General features: G+C 67.5%; 12 protein-coding genes and 1 pseudogene. 6 read left to right on the plus strand and 7 right to left on the minus strand.

Annotated elements, in window-relative coordinates; translation table 11 throughout:
- Positions 1-21: 21 nt before the first annotated feature.
- Both mshD and ACWDTI_RS18085 read right to left on the minus strand, forming a co-directional pair.
- A complete protein-coding gene (mshD, locus tag ACWDTI_RS18080) occupies positions 22-966 on the minus strand; it encodes a mycothiol synthase (protein WP_449739480.1) in 945 nt (314 codons plus the stop codon).
- Positions 944-1,726 (minus strand): winged helix-turn-helix transcriptional regulator, encoded by a 783-nt coding sequence (locus ACWDTI_RS18085; RefSeq protein WP_449739481.1) that lies wholly within the window; start codon positions 1,724-1,726, stop codon positions 944-946. Before ACWDTI_RS18085 ends, mshD begins: the two co-directional genes overlap by 23 nt.
- A gap of 150 nt (positions 1,727-1,876) precedes the next feature.
- On the opposite strand from ACWDTI_RS18085, the gene ACWDTI_RS18090 reads away from it, so the two are divergent.
- The 4 genes and pseudogenes from ACWDTI_RS18090 to ACWDTI_RS18105 all read left to right on the plus strand — a co-directional run bounded on the left by ACWDTI_RS18090 (position 1,877) and on the right by ACWDTI_RS18105 (position 5,521).
- On the plus strand, positions 1,877-2,797 hold the full coding sequence (locus ACWDTI_RS18090; protein WP_449739482.1) for an LmeA family phospholipid-binding protein: 921 nt from the start codon (positions 1,877-1,879) through the stop codon (positions 2,795-2,797).
- 302 nt (positions 2,798-3,099) lie between these two features.
- Positions 3,100-3,939, plus strand: a complete 840-nt coding sequence (locus tag ACWDTI_RS18095) for a sulfurtransferase (protein ID WP_449739483.1) — start codon at positions 3,100-3,102, stop codon at positions 3,937-3,939.
- 1 nt (position 3,940) lies between these two features.
- Complete coding sequence (locus ACWDTI_RS18100) at positions 3,941-4,246, plus strand: DUF1416 domain-containing protein (protein ID WP_449739484.1); 306 nt, start codon at positions 3,941-3,943, stop codon at positions 4,244-4,246.
- A gap of 307 nt (positions 4,247-4,553) precedes the next feature.
- A pseudogene (locus tag ACWDTI_RS18105) lies at positions 4,554-5,521 on the plus strand (amidohydrolase).
- Here ACWDTI_RS18105 and ACWDTI_RS18110 read toward each other — a convergent pair.
- Genes ACWDTI_RS18110 through ACWDTI_RS18130 form a run of 5 tightly spaced genes read right to left on the minus strand, consistent with a single transcriptional unit; the run spans position 5,508 to position 11,435 of the window.
- Entirely contained in the window at positions 5,508-6,632 is a 1,125-nt protein-coding gene (locus tag ACWDTI_RS18110; protein ID WP_449739485.1) for a YncE family protein, read from the minus strand. The pseudogene ACWDTI_RS18105 and the gene ACWDTI_RS18110 sit on opposite strands and share 14 nt — an antisense overlap.
- Positions 6,633-6,663: 31 nt before the next feature.
- Positions 6,664-7,488, minus strand: a complete 825-nt coding sequence (locus ACWDTI_RS18115) for an ABC transporter ATP-binding protein (RefSeq protein WP_449739486.1) — start codon at positions 7,486-7,488, stop codon at positions 6,664-6,666.
- A complete protein-coding gene (locus ACWDTI_RS18120) occupies positions 7,485-8,534 on the minus strand; it encodes a FecCD family ABC transporter permease (protein ID WP_449739487.1) in 1,050 nt (349 codons plus the stop codon). The genes ACWDTI_RS18115 and ACWDTI_RS18120 overlap by 4 nt, the downstream gene beginning before the upstream one ends.
- Positions 8,531-9,574 (minus strand): FecCD family ABC transporter permease, encoded by a 1,044-nt coding sequence (locus ACWDTI_RS18125; RefSeq protein WP_449739488.1) that lies wholly within the window; start codon positions 9,572-9,574, stop codon positions 8,531-8,533. Before ACWDTI_RS18125 ends, ACWDTI_RS18120 begins: the two co-directional genes overlap by 4 nt.
- A complete protein-coding gene (locus tag ACWDTI_RS18130; protein ID WP_449739489.1) occupies positions 9,564-11,435 on the minus strand; it encodes an AMP-binding protein in 1,872 nt (623 codons plus the stop codon). Before ACWDTI_RS18130 ends, ACWDTI_RS18125 begins: the two co-directional genes overlap by 11 nt.
- Positions 11,436-11,505: 70 nt before the next feature.
- On the opposite strand from ACWDTI_RS18130, the gene ACWDTI_RS18135 reads away from it, so the two are divergent.
- Together ACWDTI_RS18135 and ACWDTI_RS18140 are read left to right on the plus strand one after the other, a co-directional pair.
- Positions 11,506-16,599, plus strand: a complete 5,094-nt coding sequence (locus ACWDTI_RS18135; protein WP_449739490.1) for an amino acid adenylation domain-containing protein — start codon at positions 11,506-11,508, stop codon at positions 16,597-16,599.
- Complete coding sequence (locus tag ACWDTI_RS18140; RefSeq protein WP_449739491.1) at positions 16,600-17,574, plus strand: ABC transporter substrate-binding protein; 975 nt, start codon at positions 16,600-16,602, stop codon at positions 17,572-17,574. It abuts the gene before it with no gap.
- Positions 17,575-18,224 lie beyond the last annotated feature (650 nt).

Raw genomic sequence — 18,224 nt, forward strand, 5'->3', positions numbered from 1 at the left:
CGACCAACCGATGGACTCCCGTCACCCGTACGCGACGTCGATCGCGTATCGGGTGAATCCCAGTCGCTCGTATGTGTGCAGTGCCGCGGAGTTGTCGCCTTCGACGTACAGTTCGACCTCCGGCAGTCCGCGGTCGGCGAGGTAGTGCAGTCCGGCCAGCGTCAGCAGCCGGCCCAGGCCACGTCCCTGTGCCGCCGGGTCGACCCCGACGATGTAGACCTCGCCCAGCGTCTCGTCCCCCGGGTTCTGCTCGTCGACGAAGTGCACCTTGGTCCAGTGGAAGCCGAGGAGCCGCGCCGGATCGGTGACGTCGAAGGCGAGGAACAGCCCGGCCGGGTCGAACCACCCGCTGTCCACCCGCTCGGTGATCTGGTCGAGGGTCCAGCCGCCCTGTTCGGGATGCCAGTCGAAAGCGGCATTGTTGACCCGCAGGATCTCCGCGTCGTCGGCCGTTCCCGCATAGGTGCGGAGGACGATGTCGTCGCGCGCGTCGACGGGCGGGAGTTCGGGCGGATTCGGTCCGAGCGGACGTCGCAGTTGCAGCAGTTCACGCCGTCGCGTCAGGCCGAGCGACGCGGCGAGCGCGACGGCTCCCGGGAGATCCCCGTGCGCCCACACGCGGGGCGCCGGTTCGGCGGTGACGTTGCGCGCCTCGTCGAAGGCCGCGGCGAGCAGTGCCCTGCCGTGCCCCCGGCGGCGCTGCCCCGGATCCACCACCAGCTCGACCATGGCCGGCTCACCGTCCCGGCCGGCCAGCACATTCGCGTAGCCGGTATCCGAATACACGTGTCGCACAGCAGGATCGGCGACCGCGTCGATGGCGGCACGAGCCTGCTCGGACAACGGCGACACCCCGTCGGCAACTCGGGCAGCCTCGACGAGGCGATGCGCGAAAGCCGCTGTGTCAGTGGTCAGCCGATCGACCACGATCGGCCCCGACGAGTCAGTTTCCGTTGGCGCTGGCACTGAACTCCTCGTCGAAGGGCCCCTCGAGGTCGTCGCCGAACTCCTCGTCGTCGACCACCACGTCGAGCGCCGCATCGTTGCCGCCACGTCCCCGACTGGGCCGGACGGCCTTGTATCCGACGTTCCGGACGGTACCGATGAGTGATTCGTGTTCGCTGCCCAGTTTCGCCCGCAGCCGTCGGACGTGGACGTCGACGGTACGCGTGCCACCGAAGAAGTCGTAGCCCCAAACTTCCTGCAGCAGTTGAGCTCTGGTGAACACGCGGCCGGCATTCTGGGCCAGGTACTTGAGGAGTTCGAACTCCTTGTAGGTCAGGTCGAGCGGGCGGCCACGCAGTCGCGCGGTGTAGGTGCCCTCGTCGATGACCAGATCACCGAGCGTCACCTTGCCGGACGCCTCTTCGGCGGTCATGCCCCGGGTGCGGACGACCAGCAGCCGCAGTCGGGCATCGAGTTCCGCGGGGCCCGTCGCCGGCAGCAGGAACTCGTCGAGTCCCCAATCGGCGTTGACCGCGACCAGGCCACCCTCGGTCAGAACCGCGGCGACCGGCACCGACGAACCGGTGCTGCCGAGCAGTCGGCACAGGCCACGGGCCGCGGCGAGGTCGGTGCGCGCGTCGACGATGGCGACGTCGGCGTTACCCGCCTCCATGAGAGAGGAGACCTCGGTCGGGGCGACACGGACGGTGTGGGCGAGCAAGGACAGAGACGGCAGCACCGCTTCCGGGTTGGGATCGGCGGTCAACAGCAAGAGATCCACGAACTACTCCGATCTCGTCGTCCCCCGAACAACCAACTCTTGTGCTCATCGCCCGCGTCGTTGCGGATGCGCGAAAAGCCTCGCACCGGCGTGGTCGATTGTTTACACCGCCTTACCGTCATGTGCGCGATAGGTGACAGAATAGCGCCAATGTCGCGCTTCGCTGTTAACAAGGCGGCCGGAGTCGACCGTCGGCGCGGCTCATCGTCGACTTCTCAGCCACATCGCCGGACGCGTCGGATCGCCGGAATCGGGATCGTCACCATCCTCGTCGTCGCCGCGATCGCCGTTCTCACCGACACCATCGTCGCGATGCGGAGCGAGGCGTCGTTCTCGCAGGCGCTGCGGGCCTCGCCGCGCGTAATCTATGACCCCGAAGTGACTCTCGGCGGGTTTCCGTTCCTCACCCATGCCGCGGCCGGCGAGTTCCCGGGCGCGGTGATCACCGCCCGCGGAGTGCCCGTCGCCTGCCCCGGACCGGGCGCCTGTCACGCCGAGTTGGACGCCACGTTGACGTCGTTGTCGGTGTCGAACGGTTTCAAATTCGAGTCGAGTGATCTCTTACACACTGCGTCGGCGAGCGCCTATACACGGCTCGACTCGGTGAATCTGGGCAGGTTCCTGGGGATCGTCGATCTGACCGTGAACACCCCCGCACCCGAAGGCAAGGCCGGCGCCGGTGGTCCCGGCGACGGACTGCTGCGCCGCACCCGTGGTGTGCTGCTCACCGGAACCGTTCCGTTGCCTCCGGTGGACACGTCGACCCGATTTCCGCCGTCCGCCTCGGCCTACCCCGGTCCGAAGGTGAAGGTGAGCGTGGTCGCCGACCTGTCGGTGGCCGACGGCCGGCTTCGCATCGACGCCACCGACTTCTACCGGGGCCCCGAAGAGCATGTCGACGCCGATGTCCCCGCAGATCTCCGTACTCATGTCCTCGCGCAGTTCACCGCGACACTGCCCGCGCTTCCGTCGCCGTGGAACATCGCTCCGCGAACCGCCTACAGCGAGGGCAGCGACGTCGTTCTCGAGGGCCGCCAAGGTGCCGCCGACCTGCGTCCGGACCAATTCTGAACCGGTGCAACCCCGGGTTTGGGACGACGCCGTGCCCGTGTGTACCCTCGTCTCCATGCAACTGCGCCGTGAGTTGTTGCTCACCCGCCGCCGTGCGATCGACTTCTGTCGGATCGCCAACTGTTGCTGTCGCTGATCTGAAGGCGGCTCGCGCGACGACGCGCACCTGTGACACCTCCCGTTGGGCAGACGATCCTCTGCTGATCCGATCCGGTCGGGATCCCAGTCGACATTCTTCGCGCACGTCTTCACCAGGCAAATCCCTGTAGTCACCCCCAGAGAAACATCCGGAAGGAATCACCATGGCACGTTCTGACGTCCTGGTCAGCGCCGATTGGGCTGAGCAGAACCTGAACACCGAAGGCATCGTCTTCGTCGAGGTCGACGAGGACACCACCGCTTACGACGGCGGCCACATCGAGGGCGCCGTCAAGCTGGACTGGAAGACCGATCTGCAGGATCCGGTGCGTCGCGACTTCGTGAACGCCGAGCAGTTCTCCAAGCTGCTGTCCGAGCGCGGCATCGCCAACGACGACACCGTCGTCCTCTACGGCGGCAACAACAACTGGTTCGCGGCCTACGCCTACTGGTACTTCAAGCTCTACGGACACAACGACGTCAAGCTGCTCGACGGCGGACGCAAGAAGTGGGAGCTCGACGGTCGTCCGCTGTCGGCCGACGCCGTGAGCCGTGCAGCCACCAGCTACAAGGCCGCCGAGCCGGACCTCACCATCCGCGCGTTCCGCGACGAGGTCATCGAGGCCATCGACGTGAAGAACCTGGTCGACGTGCGCAGCCCCGACGAGTTCAGCGGCAAGATCCTCGCGCCGGCGCACCTCCCGCAGGAGCAGAGCCAGCGCCCGGGCCACATCCCCGGCGCCATCAACGTGCCGTGGAGCAAGGCGGCCAACGAGGACGGCACCTTCAAGTCCGACGCGGACCTCGCCGAGCTGTACGCCGAGGCCGGCCTCGACGGGCAGAAGGAGACCATCGCCTACTGCCGCATCGGCGAGCGTTCCAGCCACACCTGGTTCGTGCTCAAGGAGCTGCTGGGCCACCAGAACGTGAAGAACTACGACGGCAGCTGGACCGAGTACGGTTCGCTGGTCGGCGTGCCCGTCGAGCTGGGAGAAGGTAAGTAGCATGTGCGGAGCTCCGAAGCAGGGCCAGAAGCTGCCCGCCGGCGTCGACGTCGAGAAGGAGACGGTGCTGACCGGCACCGTCAACGACGAGACGGGCACACCGGTGGCTGGCGCGTTCGTCCGGCTGCTGGACTCGACCGGCGAGTTCACCGCCGAGGTCGTCGCCAGCCCGACCGGCGACTTCCGTTTCTTCGCCGCCCCCGGCACGTGGACGCTGCGTGCGCTCTCGTCGGTCGGCAACGGTGAGGTGACCGTCGCGCCCCAGGGTCCCGGCGTGCACGACAACGACATCGTCGTCAAGAAGTAAATCGGACATCCCGACGCAGGCCCCCAGGATTCCTGGGGGCCTGCGTCGTCGTCGAGGGTTTCGGGACACACGGTAACCTCGCCCCGTGAGTGCACCCCACGGCTTGAACCTCGCACACCTCGCCGCGATCCGACGCGACATCCACGCACATCCGGAACTCGCCTTCCACGAGGAACGGACCGCCGCGGTTGTCGCCGAACGACTGCGGACGATCGGCGTCGATGTGACGACCGGGGTCGGCGGCACCGGTGTCGTCGGCGTGATCCGGGGCGCCACCGATGGACCGGTGATCGGGCTGCGCGCCGACATGGACGCCCTGCCGATCGTCGAGGCGACCACCCACTCCCACCGGTCCCGGGTGGACGGGGTCATGCATGCGTGCGGCCACGACGGGCACGTCGCGATGCTTCTCGGGGCCGCCGAATGCTCAGTGCGCACACGGACTTCGCCGGCACGGTGGTGCTGGTCTTCCAGCCGGCCGAGGAGGGCGCCGCGGGTGCGTCGGCGATGCTCGCCGACGGCCTCCTCGATCGCTTCGGCATCCAGGAAATCTATGCGCTGCACAATATTCCGGGCCTGCCGACGGCGAACATCGCGGTCCGTCCGGGCACGATGCTGGCCTCATTCGATCACCTCGAGATCGTGATCACCGCCCAGGGCGGTCACCCGATGGCTCCCCACCTGGCCGGCGATGTCATCACGGCAGGCGCCTACCTGGTCACCGCGCTCCAGACCATCGTCGCTCGACGGCTCGATCCGCTTGTGCCCGCGACACTTTCGATCACCGAGTTCACCGCCGGCTCGACGAACAACGTCGTGCCGACGCGTGCGGTGCTGCGCGGCACCGCGCGGTGTCTGGACGCGGCCACGAGCGCGCAGATCGAAGGCCTGGTCCGACAGGCGTGCACGTCGGTGGCCGATGCGCACGGGGTGTCGATCGAACTCGACCACGAGCGCCGGTACCCGTGCACGGTGAACGACCCGGAGTGCGCCGATCGTGTCGCGCGGGTGGCGGCCGACGTGGTCGGCGACACCAGGGTCGACCCGCACTGCGCCGGAATCCTCGCCGCAGAGGACTTCTCGTTCTACCTCGAGCGGATACCCGGCGCCTACGCGTTCATCGGCAACGGTCCGATCACCGCCGAGTCCGGCCCGGTGCACAGCCCCACGTACGAATTCAACGACGAGATAATCGAGTACGGCGCACGGTATCTCGCGGGCATCGCGCGGACGGCGATCGCCGAGCGCACCCGAGTCGGGCTCAGCGCCCGGTGACGGTGAGGACCGTCAGCTTGCCGAGCTGGTGCTGGGTACCGTAAACGGTCCCGGTCTTCGGGTCCACGACGATGGTGTGCACCGGCACGCCGACCGGGACGGTGGTCAGGACCCGTTGGGTGTCCGCGTCGATCACCGTGATCGTCCGTTTCTGCAGATTCGACGTGTACACCAGGCGACGCTGACCGTCGATCGCGACCTTATTCGGCGAGGTGCCGGTCGCGATCGTGTTGACCACGGTCAGCGAGTTGGGATCGATGACCGAGATCTTGCCGGTGTCGAAGCTGGCCGCAAAGACCCGGCCGGTGGCCGGATCGACAGCCGGACGCGAGTTCGACGGTGTCGGGATCTTCTTGATCACCGCGTTGGTGCGGGTGTCGACCACCGCGACATAGTTCGTCTTCTTGGCCATGTAATCGGCGTTCCCGACGTAGAGGCGATGCCGCGAGTTGTCGAGCGCCATGAAACTCGGCGCGTAGATTCCCGGGATCTCACCGACCTGACGACGGGTCCCGGTGTCGATGATCGTGACCGCGTTCTTCGAGTTCAACGCCACATAGGCGCGGCTCGCGGCACCGTTGACCGCCACCCCCATGGGATGGGCCAGCGGCAGCGAGATCAGGTTCGCCGCACTCGTGGTGGTGGCGTTCATGTCGACGATAGTGATGCCGTTGGCGTGCGAGGCGGTGGACACGACGCGGCCGTGGGTGGTGTCCAGACCGATGCCGTCGGGGACCTGTGGTGTCGGCACCACCGGCACCGGGCCGAACGGCATGACACCCCACGGTTGCCCGATGTAGCTGATGGCACCCACCGGGCGCTGTGCCCGGAGACCGAAGATGGTCACCTTCGGGTCCACCTTCTTCGGATTGATCTGGACGTTGGTGCCGCCGGTGGTCGCCAGCACGAAGTCGTTGTCGGTGATGAACAGCTTGTTGCGACCTGTGTCGATGGCGAGTTCACCGCCGCTGGTCACGCCCGCGGGGATCGACGACACCCGGAATGTCGGGTTCGGGGCGGACGATGCGGTGGGTGTGGCCACCAGGGTGAGGGCGGCAGCCGCCAACAGCGTGCTGCCGATGCCGGCAAGTCGATTACGGCGCAGGTTCATGCCGTGGACCCTATCACTAAGTAAGTTGAGGCTAACCAAAGGTGTCCGGTGCCACCCGGGATCGTTCGCGCAGTCGCGGAATGATCAGCGGGGTGTGCGATTCCGGGTCGTCGATGATTCGGCACCGCAGACCGAACACCTCCTCCACCAGGTCTTCGGTGACGACGTCGACCGGTCGGCCGGCGGCGACGATCCGCCCCGCACGCATCGCGATGATGTGGTCGGCGTATCGACATGCCTGGTTGAGGTCGTGGAGTACCGCCACCACCGTGCGGCCCCGATCGCGGTTCAACGATCGGCACAACTCGAGCAGTTCGACCTGAAAGGCGATGTCGAGGAAGGTGGTCGGCTCATCGAGCAGGACCAGCGGCGTCTCCTGGGCGAGGATCAACGCCACCCACACCCGTTGCCGCTGGCCCCCGGACAGGCTGTCGACCCGTTCGGCGGCGAGATCGTCGACACCGGTGGCGGCCATCGCCGCGCTCACCGCCGCCTCGTCGGCGTGCGACCACTGCCGGAGGAACCGCTGGTGCGGATACCGGCCGCGCGAGACGAGCTCGGCAACCCGGATGTCCTCGGGCGGAATCGACGACTGCGGCAGCAGACCGAGCCGGCGGGCAACCTCTTTGGCGGAATAGTCCCCGATCGCCCGGCCGTCGAGGATCACCGTGCCCTCGTCGGGCGTGAGCAGGCGGGACAGCGCGCGCAGCAGCGTCGACTTCCCGCAGGCGTTGGGCCCGATGATCACGGTGAACCGGTCGTCGGGGATCTCGACCGTCAGATCGCGCGAAATCGGTTGGGCGCCATAGCCGAGGGTCACGTGCTCGGCTCCGAGGCGGGTGCTGATCGTCGTCATCGGTCCTGCCTCAATTCGCGGTAGAGCAGATGGCACAGGTACAGCCCACCCAGACACACCGTGACCACGCCGACGGGCAGCACCTGAGGGGCAAACGCGTGGGCCGCGATGAGATCACTGACCAGGAGCAGTAGCGAGCCGGTGAGCGCGGTGGCCGGCAGCGGCGTGCGCCCACCCCCGACGAGTCGTCGGGCGATGTGCGGTGACGCGAGCGCGATGAACGCGATCGGGCCGGCCACCGCGGTGGCGGCGGCGGTGAGAGCGACGCCCAGCACCGGGAGCAGGATCTGCGACGTGCGGGTCTGCGCACCCAGCGCACGAGCCAGATCCGGGCCGAGGTCGAGGACCGGATGGCGTTGCGCGAGAAGCGCAACGGCGGCCAGCAGCAGGCTGATGACGATCATCGCCGGACCGGCGAGTTGCCAGGTGACACCGGCCAGGTTCCCCGCGCCCCAGTTGGCGGCGTTCATCGCCTGGGTGAGATCGGCTCGCAGAATGAGCCAGTAGTTGACCGCCGTGAGCATGGCGCTGACGGCGACGCCGATGATCACCAGCCGGAATCCGGCGATGCCCTGGCGAAAGGCCAACGCGTACACCACGACTGCGGTGGCCAATCCACCGGCGAGAGCACCCGACGCGATCAGCAGGTAGGACCCGGAGAACACGAGTCCGACGACCAGTGCCCCGGTGTACGACCCGACGCCGAACCCGATGATGTCCGGGCTCCCGAGCGGATTGCGGGTCAGGAGCTGAAAGATGGCGCCGGACACCGCGAGAGCTGCGCCGAAGAACACCGCCGCCAGCACCCGGGGCGCCTGCCATTCGCGGATGGCCAACCGCGATGCCGCGTCACCACCGCCGAAGACGGTGCGCAGGACGTCCAGTGGCGCCACCGGATAGTCACCCGCCCCCAGGGCGATGACCGTGACGGCGACGGTCAGGACGGCGAGGATCGCGGTGATCACCATCGACCGCCGGTCCAGGCGCACCGAGAACTGCCGTCGACGCCTGACGACGGTCGGCCGGCCGAAATCGATCTCGCTCATCGCGTGCCCGCCGACAGCTGACGCACCAGGAGGATGAGGATGGGCGCGCCGACGAAGGCGGTCACGATCCCCACCGGCACCTCGTCGGGCCGCACCACGATCCGGCCGACGACGTCGGATACCAGCACCAGCGCCGCCCCACCCAGCATCGAGAACGCGGTCAGCCACCAGCCGCTCACGTGGAGTACCAGCCGAACCGCATGCGGCACCATCAATCCGACGAAGCCGATGGGTCCGGCCGCGGCCGTGGCCGCACCGCACAGCAACGTGATCGCCACGATGGTCAGGATGCGGACCCGTCTGATCCGGACCCCGGTGGCCACCGCGAGGTCGTCGCCCATGGCGATGGCATCGAGCGACCGGGACAGCGCCAGGGCGAGGATCGCCCCGACGACGACGAACGGCAGGATCGCCGGCAGCACCTCGCCGTCCCGGCCCGCCAACGAGCCGACCTCCCAGACACGTAGTTGGTCAAAGGTCTTCGGATCCAGCAGGCTGATCCCGCGCACCGCGCCGGACAACACCGCGGTCACCGCGATGCCCGCGACCGTCACGCGCACGGGGGTCATGGGCCCGCGCCCGGCGGTTCCCAGGCCGGCGACGATCGCCATGGCCACCACGGCGCCGGCGAACGCGAACCACACGTACGACCAGACGCTGGTGAGCCCCAGGACACCGACCGCGATCGCCACCGCGAACGCCGCACCGGCATTCACACCGAGAATCTGCGGATCTCCCAACGGGTTTCGCATCAACCGCTGGATCAGTGATCCGGCCAGGCCGAGCGCGGCACCCACCACGATGGCCAGTAGGGCCCGTGGTACCCGATATCCGGTGATGATCTCCTGGTCGGCGCCACCGGTGTTGTGCATGATGGCGTCCCACACGACCGGGATCGCCACCGGCCGGGCTCCGACGAACAGACTCAACCAGGCCAGCGCGACGATCGCCAGCGCGAAGGCCACCCACCACACGGCGTTCGTCGCCCCGCTGCGGGTGTGCGCTTGCGTACCCGTGCGCGGGCGCGTGTCAGTGCGCATGCTGCGTCTGGGCCGCAAGGACTCTCGCGACCAGCTCGTCGACCGTCGTGACGGTGGCCAGGCTCTCGAAGTCCAGGCCGGTCGCACCCGTCGAGCGCCACTTGTCCAACAGCGCCATCAGCATGAGTGAATCGATGCCCGTGTCCGGCAACGGCGTCGACCCGGCGAGAGTTGCGGCGTCGACACCGAGCTTGTCGGCGAGGTCGTCGATGATGGTCTGCCGCGCCGATATCGGCGGGCCGGCCGCCTCTGTTCGCTGCACCGTCTTGCTGATCTTGCCCACGGCCGTCGTCGGGAACTCGTCGACCAGCAAAATCTGATCGGGAATCTTGAAGCGGGCCAACCCTTTCTCCCGGAGAAAGGACCGGATGCCAAACTCGTTCAGGGCTTCGGCGCCCGAGCGCTCCGACGGGATCACGTAGGCGACGATGCGTTCACCCAGGCTGTCGTCGGGCGCACCGACGACCGATGCATCACGAATCCCGGTGTGCCCCAGCAGGTGATTCTCCACCTCTTCGGGTGCGATCTTCTCCCCCGCGCGATTGATCTGATCCTTGTCGCGACCGACCACGCGCAGGTAGCCGCGAGCATCGCGGACGACGAGGTCGCCGGTGCGGTAGAAGCCGTCCTCGGTGAACGACTCCGGGGACTGTTCGTCCCAGTAGCCGCAGATCGTGTACGGCCCCCGCACCTGCAGGCTGCCCGGGGTGCCGTCGGGCACGGTCATGCCCCTCGCGTCGACGATGCGCAGTTCGTCGTCGGGACTGATGGGCCGGCCCTGGGTGCCGACGATCGTCTCCAGGTCGTCGTCGAGTCGCGTGTAGTTGACCAGCCCCTCGGCCATCCCGAACACCTGCTGTAGGACGGAGCCGAGTTCGGGCGACACACGCTCGGCGAGCGCTCGGGACAGCTTCGCGCCCCCGACCTGGATGACCTCGAGCGATGACAGATCGAATGCGGCGCGGGCCGACGAGTCGATCCACGCGGCCACCAGCGGTGGGACCGCCGAGATATGGGTGATCCGATGCCGTTCGATCGCGGCGAAAACGGTGTCGGCATCGGGTGAACCGATCATCACGATCGTCGAGCCCGCGTGGATCGCCCCGAGGACACCCGGCGAACTCATCGTGAAGTTGTGCGACACCGGCAACACGACGCCGAACACGGAGCGCTGCGAGAGTCCGCAGATGCGCGCACTCTCACGCACCGAGTAGAGGTAGTCGTCGTGGGTGCGCGCGATCAGCTTCGGCGCGCCGGTGGTTCCGCCGGACAGCTGCAGAAACGCGGCGTCTTCGGGGCCCGACGTTCGGCCCGTCGTCGAGTCCTGATCCGTGCGCAGGCTGTCCAGCCCGACGATGCAGCGCCCGTCGGTGACGGGTGCCGCATCACTGCGCGCACCGAGCTCGGCGACCACGACGAAGAGTTGGGGGTGACGGTCGCGGACCGCACCGGCGATGGCGGCGAAGTCCACCCGCCCGAAGGCGTCGACGGTCACGTACGCCGATGCGCGAGATCGGGTGATCAGGTCGTCGATCTCGGCCACACCATGCGAGGACAGGGCGAACACCGGGACCAGCCCGGCGTCGAACAACGCGAACAGGACCTCGAGATACTCGGTGACGTTGGGCATGTGCACCACGACGCGATCGCCTCGACCCAGACCGGCATCGACGAATCCGTGCGCCAGGCGGTGCGAGGACGTGAGCAGTTCGGCGTAGGTAAGGCTGCGCTGATCGTCGGTGACAGCCTCATTGTCCGAATACCGCGCGGCGGCCGATTCGAGCAGGTGGGAGTGGGTCTGTCCGATCCAGTAGCCGCGGTCGCGGTACCTCTGCGCGAGATCATGCGGATATCCGGTCACGCGTCGATTTTATAGTGTGGGTAGCCTAACTTGAGTTCGGGTCCTACCAGGAAGGTCGTGCCTCTTTCCGATGCCCACGCCGCCTTCGCCGATCGTCGCGCTCACGCCGGTCCAGACCGCGCTCTGGTTCGGGCGGCAGCAGGTGCCCGGATCGGGCGTCTACCAGTGCATCGAGCGGGTCGACATCCGTGGCGACTTCGACCCGAACCTGTTCGCCGGCGTGCTGTCCCGGTGCCTGGGCGAGATCCCCGCCCTCAATTCCCGGTACTTCGCGACCCCCGACGGGCCGCGCCGGTCGGCCGACAGGCGTGTTCACGAGGTCCGGCGGGTCGACGTGGGCGGATCGACCGACGCCGGAGCGGCGGAGCGTGCGGCGATCGACGACGTGATGTCGACCGGCCTTGCCGCGTCGGCCGGCGACGAGATCGCCGGCCGCCTGCTGAGCAATCAGGTGATTCTGCGGATCGGCCCGGATCATCATGTGTGGATTCAGCGAATCGACCATCTGTGCGTCGATGGTTACTCGTTCGCGACCCTGCTGCGCTGGGTGGCCGGGAGCTACTCGGCGACCGTGTCCGGGACGCCATCGCCTGACTACCCGTTCTCCGACGCCGACACCACCTCCGCCGACGGCGACCCCGACGAGGCAGCATTCTGGGCGGATTACTGTGACCCGGGATCGATCCCGGCCAGCCTCATCGACCGTCCCCCGCGCGCCGCGGAGCACGGCGCGCACCGGGTGACCAGAACGCTTCCGGCCCGATCACAACCGTCGTTCGGATGGGCCGAATCGGTTGTCGCCTGCGCCGCGACGTACATCTCCACGCTGTCCGGCGAGCGTGACGTCGTCCTCGGCATGCCCTGGGCGAACCGGAAGATGGGCGCTGCCCCGACCATCGAACCGGCCGTCAATATCCTGCCCCTGAGAGTGTCGACGAGTCCGACACAGACCATCGACGACCTGGTGTCCGCGGTGACCGGCGAGATCCGGGCGGTCCGGCCCCACTCGGGCCACCCCGCTCACGAGATCCGTCGCGATCTCGGCGTGCTCGACGGCGACCGGGCACTGTACGGCCCTGTCGTCAACGTCAAGTTCTTCACACCGGAACTCCAGTTCGGTTCGGCCACCGGCCTTGTCGGCAACATCGCGATGGGGCCGGTCGACGACGTCACGTTCACCGCATCGCCGCAACCCGACGGTGGTCTGCGGATCGAGGTGGAAGCGAACCCGCAGCGGTACTCGATGACCGACACCGAGCGCCATGCAAACCGATTCGCCGCCCTGCTCCACGAGCTGACCTCGCGCCCGACCGGAACACTGCTCGGCGCACTGGTGGTGGCCGACCGCACCGACGTCGCCGAACAGATCGTCGAGCACAACGAGACCAGTCGTGCGCTAGCGGATGAGACACTGCGGGATCTCCTCGTCGACGCGGCGTCCGAGCACTCCCATCGCATCGCGGTGTCATGGAAGGGTGGCTCGCTGAGCTACTCGGAGCTGTTCGCCGCCGCCACCGATCTCGCCGCGCGACTCACCGAGTACGGGGCCGGACCCGATCACATTGTCGCGCTGACACTTCCGCGGTCCCCCGAAATGGTCGTGGCCATCGTGGCGACGACGCTGGCCGGCGCCGCCTACCTGCCTATCGACCCGGAGCTGCCGCAGGAGAGGATCGAGACGATCCTCGACGACGCCGTTCCGGTTGTCCTGCTCGCTCCGGCCGGTGAATCATTTTCGGCACCGACGACTCTCGCTCCGGAGGCCTGGCGATGGGACGAGCTCGCGCTCGAACTCCACCCGACCCGCCCGACCCCGGATGCCTCCACGCGGGCCGTGCCCCGACCCCGCGACGCCGCCTACGTCATCTACACCTCCGGGTCGACGGGTCGGCCCAAGGGCGTGATCGTCGAACACCGCTCGATCGTCAACCGGTTGCGGTGGATGGACGACACCTACCGGCTGACGACCTCTGACCGCGTCCTCCAGAAGACCTCGTACGCGTTCGACGTCTCGGTGTGGGAGTTCTTCTGGCCGTTGATGACCGGCGCCCAGCTGGTCCTGGCTGCGCCGGGCGCGGAGCGCGACAGCGCACAACTGGCCCGCGCGCTCGCCGAGAACGGGGTCACGGTCTGTCATTTCGTGCCGTCTGCGCTCGATGCTTTTCTCGCCGAGCCGGTTTCCGGTGGGCTGCGGTCGTTGCGACTGGTCGTGTGTTCCGGCGAAGCGCTGCCCGTGCACACCCTCGAACGCGCGATGGACGTCTTCGGCCCAGACGCGGTGCACAATCTCTACGGTCCGACAGAGGCCGCCGTCGACATCACCTCGTGGCATCCCGAACCCGATTGGGACCACACCTCGGTACCGATCGGCCTGCCGGTCTACAACAGCGCCGTGTATGTCCTCGACGCTGCGCTGCGTCCACTGCCGGCAGGCAGTGTCGGCGAGCTCTATCTCGCCGGCCGACAGCTGGCCAGGGGGTATCTCGGGCGAAGTGGTCTCACCGCAACGCGATTCGTGGCCAGCCCGTACGCCGTCGGCGAACGGATGTATGCGACCGGCGACCTCGCGCGACGACACGCCGACGGGTCCGTCGAGTATGTGGGCCGCCGTGACGACCAGGTCAAGGTCCGGGGTCGTCGCATCGAGCTCGGGGAGATCACGGCGGCGCTGCAGGCCGTCCCCGGTGTCTCGCAAGCGGTCACCGTCGTGCGCGGCGCCGGCACCTCGGCCCTTCTCGTCGGTTACGTGGTGCCCGACCCCGATGTGCGTCTCGACACCTACGAGGTTCGGGGTCATCTCACCCACCGGTTGCCCGGCTACATGCTGCCCGATGCCATGGCGGTCATCGACGCCATCCCGACCACGTCCAACGGCAAGCTGGACCGTCGGAATCTTCCGGAACCACAGCTCGGGACCATCGAGATCGACAGTCCCACAGAGCCGCTGGAGATGACCCTGGCGGCGGTCTTCGCCGAGGTCGTGGGCCGCGACCAGGTCTCGGTCACCGACAGCTTCTTCGATCTCGGCGGAAACTCGCTGCTGGCGACCAGACTTGCCGGACGAATCGCCGAGGTCTGCAACGTCGACGTTCAGGTGTCGGATGTGTTCGCCGCACCGACCGTCACCGCGCTCGCACGCCGCCTGTCCGGCGATACCAGCGTCGATGCGTTCGGCCGATTGCTGACTCTCCGCGACGCCGGTGACGCCGTGCCGCTCTTCTGCATTCATCCCGCGGGTGGGCTCGGCTGGTGCTACACCGGTCTGCTCGGTGACCTCGACCCCGAGATCGGCGTCTATGCCCTGCAAGCCGATGGCCTGCGCGGCGGACCATTGCCGACGAGTCTGCACGCGGTCGCCCGCAGCTACCTCCGCGAGGTCGAACGCGTTGCCCCCCAGGGACCGATCCGGCTTCTCGGCTGGTCGGTCGGCGGCGTGATCGCCCACGAGATGGCGGTCATCGCGCAGGCGCGCGGCCGCAACGTCAGCCGGCTGTGCCTGCTCGATGCCTACCCGAGCGAACTCTGGCAACACCAGCCCGCACCCACCGTCGACGAGATCCGCCGAGCGTTCCTGATCATGGCCGGCGTCGACGACGACACGGCGACGCGTTCCGACGACGACATGGTCGGCGCGCTGCGGCGCGCCCACACCGCCTTCGGAGGCCTGACCGGCGAACAGGTGCAATCGATTTCGGCGGTCGTCGCGCACTTCGCCACCCTGATGCGGACGCACACCACGTCGGAATTCGACGGTGACGCCCTGCTGATCCGGGCGACCGAAGGCGCCCAGGACTTCCTGGACCCGGACGCGTGGACATCGCACCTCACCGGGAAACTGACGCGCATCGATGTCGCCACCACCCACCCCGGACTCGTTCGGCAACCGACGATGTCGATGATCGCCCGACACCTCAACGAGGACGTGCACGAATCCGCGGCGACGGCCGCCGAGGAACTGCGGGCCATGGTCCTCGGCACCGCCGGACCGGTCCTCTTGGAGCACACGGTCGAGCGCCTCGAGAGTCACGGCACACCGATCGTCACCGACGACCCGGCCGACCCCGATCGGCAACGGGTGCTCCTCGCGTGGACGCATCCCGACGGTGTCGCTCCAACCGGTGTCTACACCTGGGTGAACCGGATCACCGACAAGCGGAACGTGGATGCCGGTGTCATGCAACGCAATCCGGTCAGCGGCGTGTGGGCGACGGAGATCAGCGTGCCGCGCGACACCATGGCGACCTATCGGATCTATCCGTTCACCGCGACCTCACCGGGCATTTCCGGTGGACGCGTCACGTATTCCCGCGACGTCGTCAACCGGGCCGAGCCCGACCCCATCAACAGCATGGCACGCGCCGGTTCACCGTTCGGGTCGGTGCTCCGCTGCGCCGACGCACCCGACCTCGCCGCCTGGGACCCCACCGACGCCGACGTCGGCGATCTCACCGAGTCCGGCCAGATCGTCTCCGACGGAATGCGATTCGGCTATCGACGGTCGATTCCGCGCGACACGAACGACACCGATGTAGACCTGATTGTGGTGTTCGATGCCGAGAAGTGGTGTGGCCAGTACGATCTTCCGGCGGTCCTTCGACATGCCCACGAAACAGGTGTGCTCGCACGGCGATATGCGATCCTCGGTATCGACTCACCGTCGGGGAGTTCGGAGCGGCTGGCGTTTCTGGGCGGCAACCGACCAATGCTCGACACGATTGCCGAAGTCCTCATCCCGGCGGTGGCCGGGCAGATGTCGCGTCGCCCGAACCGCGTCGTCGTGGCCGGTCAGAGTCTGGGCGGGTTGGCCGCGCTCACGCTGGCGATCTGGCATCCCGGGGTCGTCGACGAGGTCCTCGCCTACTCGCCGTCGGTATGGTGGCGTCCCGGTCTGGATCACCGGCCGGCCGACGTCTCGGATCGGGAATCGTGGATTCACAACGAGATCCGGCGATCTCATCCGGCGTCGACTCCGATCCGTCTGGCCGTCGGCCGGTTCGAGGAAGAACTTGCCCCCACCGTCGTCGAGGTTGCCGACACCCTTCGCGAGTGCGGGCATCCGACCGAACTCCGCGTCTATTCGGGCGGTCACGACGACCCCTGGTGGGCGGCGCTGCTGCTCGACGACCTGTCCACCCCGTTCCCCGATTCCTCACGAGGAGAGTGAATGTCCATCCACCTGCGCCTCTGGTGCGCACTCACTGCTGTGCTCGCGGTCGTCTTCCTGGTCGCGGGATGCTCCGGCGACGACGCCGCAGAGGCGTCGGGAGCGACCAGGGCCTACCAGGATGCGAATGGTACGACAGTGCAGATTCCGGAGAACCCGAGTCGTGTGATCACGATTTCGGAGAGTTCACTCGACGCGGCGCTGGCGCTTGACGTGACCCCGGTCGGCACCAGCGCGGCGCGCGGTCAGACCACCGCCGCAGCATATCTGGGGTCGAGTGCGGCGAGTATCCCGATCGTCGCGTCGTCGGGCAGCCCCAACCTGCAGCAGATCCTGAAGCTCGATCCCGACCTCATCGTCGTCGATGACACCACGGGTGCCAAGAACTCGATCGGCGAGCTGAGCAAGATCGCGCCGACCGTGATGGTGGGCCGCTTCACCGATCCCTGGCAGGTCTACTTCCAGAACATGGCGAACGTGTTGAACCGACCCGAGCAGCACCAGAAGAAGCTCGACGAGATCTCCGCCCAGATCGCTACGACGAAATCGATCGTCCAGAAGACGGAAACCGACGGTACCCAGCCGACGGCGACGGTGCTGCGGTGGTCGGCCGACGGACCGACGATCGTCGGCGGCAGCTCGCTCTCGACGTGGGTGCTCAATCAGGTCGGCATGGTCCGGCCGGCCGCGCAGGCCGCTCAGCTGGCGGTCAAGACCGAGAACCGATCGGGGCAGAAGGTGAGCCTGGAGAACATCGATCTGATCGACGCCGACCACATCTTCTTCGGTGCACTTGCCGGCCAGGAACAGGCGACCAAGGATTTGGCTGCGGCCGAACAACTGCCGGGCTTCTCCAGCTTGAAGGCGGCACAGACCGACCAGATCTACCCCGTGGACGGGGTTCCGTGGACCAGTGCCACCGGCCCCCTCGGGATCGAGGTCATGCTCACCGACATCTCGAAGTCCGTCAGCTGAGTAGCCCGCGCAGGTAACCCGCCCCCAGGTACGGCAACAAAGCCGCGCCTCGCGCCGCAGGCGGCCAGCGCGGGCTAGGAAGAGTCGCAGCACTTTTCGCTGATCGAGTAAGCCCGCGAGCCTGCGAGCGAGCGCATCGAGATCAACGGTGAACGAGATCTCGATGCGCGGGCTCGCAAGCTCGCTCGCTTACTCGATCAACGGGGAGAAGCCCGTCGAGCCAGTCAGCGCGGGCCGAGACGAGTCGGCCATCCGCTGGTCGAGTAAGTAGCCTGTGCCGCCGCAGAAGACCAGCGTGGGCAGGAAGAGTCGCAGCACTCTTCGCTGATCGAGTAAGCCCGCGAGCCTGCGAGCGAGCGCATCGAGATCAACGGTGAACGAGACCTCGATGCGCGGGCTCGCAAGCTCGCTCGCTCACTCGATCAACGGGGAGAAACCCGTCGAGCCAGCCAGCGTGGGCCGAGACGAGTCACCCATCCGCGGGTCGAGTAAGTTGCGTGGGCCGCCGCAGGCGACCAGCGTGGGCAGGAAGAGTCGCAGCCCTTTTCGTTGATCGAGTAAGCCCGCGAGCTTGCGAGCGAGCGCATCGAGATCAACGGTGAACGAGATCTCGATGCGGACCCTCGCAAGCTCGGGGCCTTACTCGATCA

The sequence above is a fragment of the Gordonia sp. NPDC003424 genome (assembly GCF_053588655.1).

Bases quoted from the DNA above. Each gene is read 5' to 3' on its own strand.
- ACWDTI_RS18090 (WP_449739482.1), top strand. From the start codon at position 1,877: ATGTCGCGCTTCGCTGTTAACAAGGCGGCCGGAGTCGACCGTCGGCGC.
- ACWDTI_RS18095 (WP_449739483.1), top strand. From the start codon at position 3,100: ATGGCACGTTCTGACGTCCTGGTCAGCGCCGATTGGGCTGAGCAGAAC.
- ACWDTI_RS18100 (WP_449739484.1), top strand. From the start codon at position 3,941: ATGTGCGGAGCTCCGAAGCAGGGCCAGAAGCTGCCCGCCGGCGTCGAC.
- ACWDTI_RS18110 (WP_449739485.1), bottom strand. From the start codon at position 6,632: ATGAACCTGCGCCGTAATCGACTTGCCGGCATCGGCAGCACGCTGTTG.
- ACWDTI_RS18115 (WP_449739486.1), bottom strand. From the start codon at position 7,488: ATGACGACGATCAGCACCCGCCTCGGAGCCGAGCACGTGACCCTCGGC.
- ACWDTI_RS18120 (WP_449739487.1), bottom strand. From the start codon at position 8,534: ATGAGCGAGATCGATTTCGGCCGGCCGACCGTCGTCAGGCGTCGACGG.
- ACWDTI_RS18125 (WP_449739488.1), bottom strand. From the start codon at position 9,574: ATGCGCACTGACACGCGCCCGCGCACGGGTACGCAAGCGCACACCCGC.
- ACWDTI_RS18135 (WP_449739490.1), top strand. From the start codon at position 11,506: ATGCCCACGCCGCCTTCGCCGATCGTCGCGCTCACGCCGGTCCAGACC.
- ACWDTI_RS18140 (WP_449739491.1), top strand. From the start codon at position 16,600: ATGTCCATCCACCTGCGCCTCTGGTGCGCACTCACTGCTGTGCTCGCG.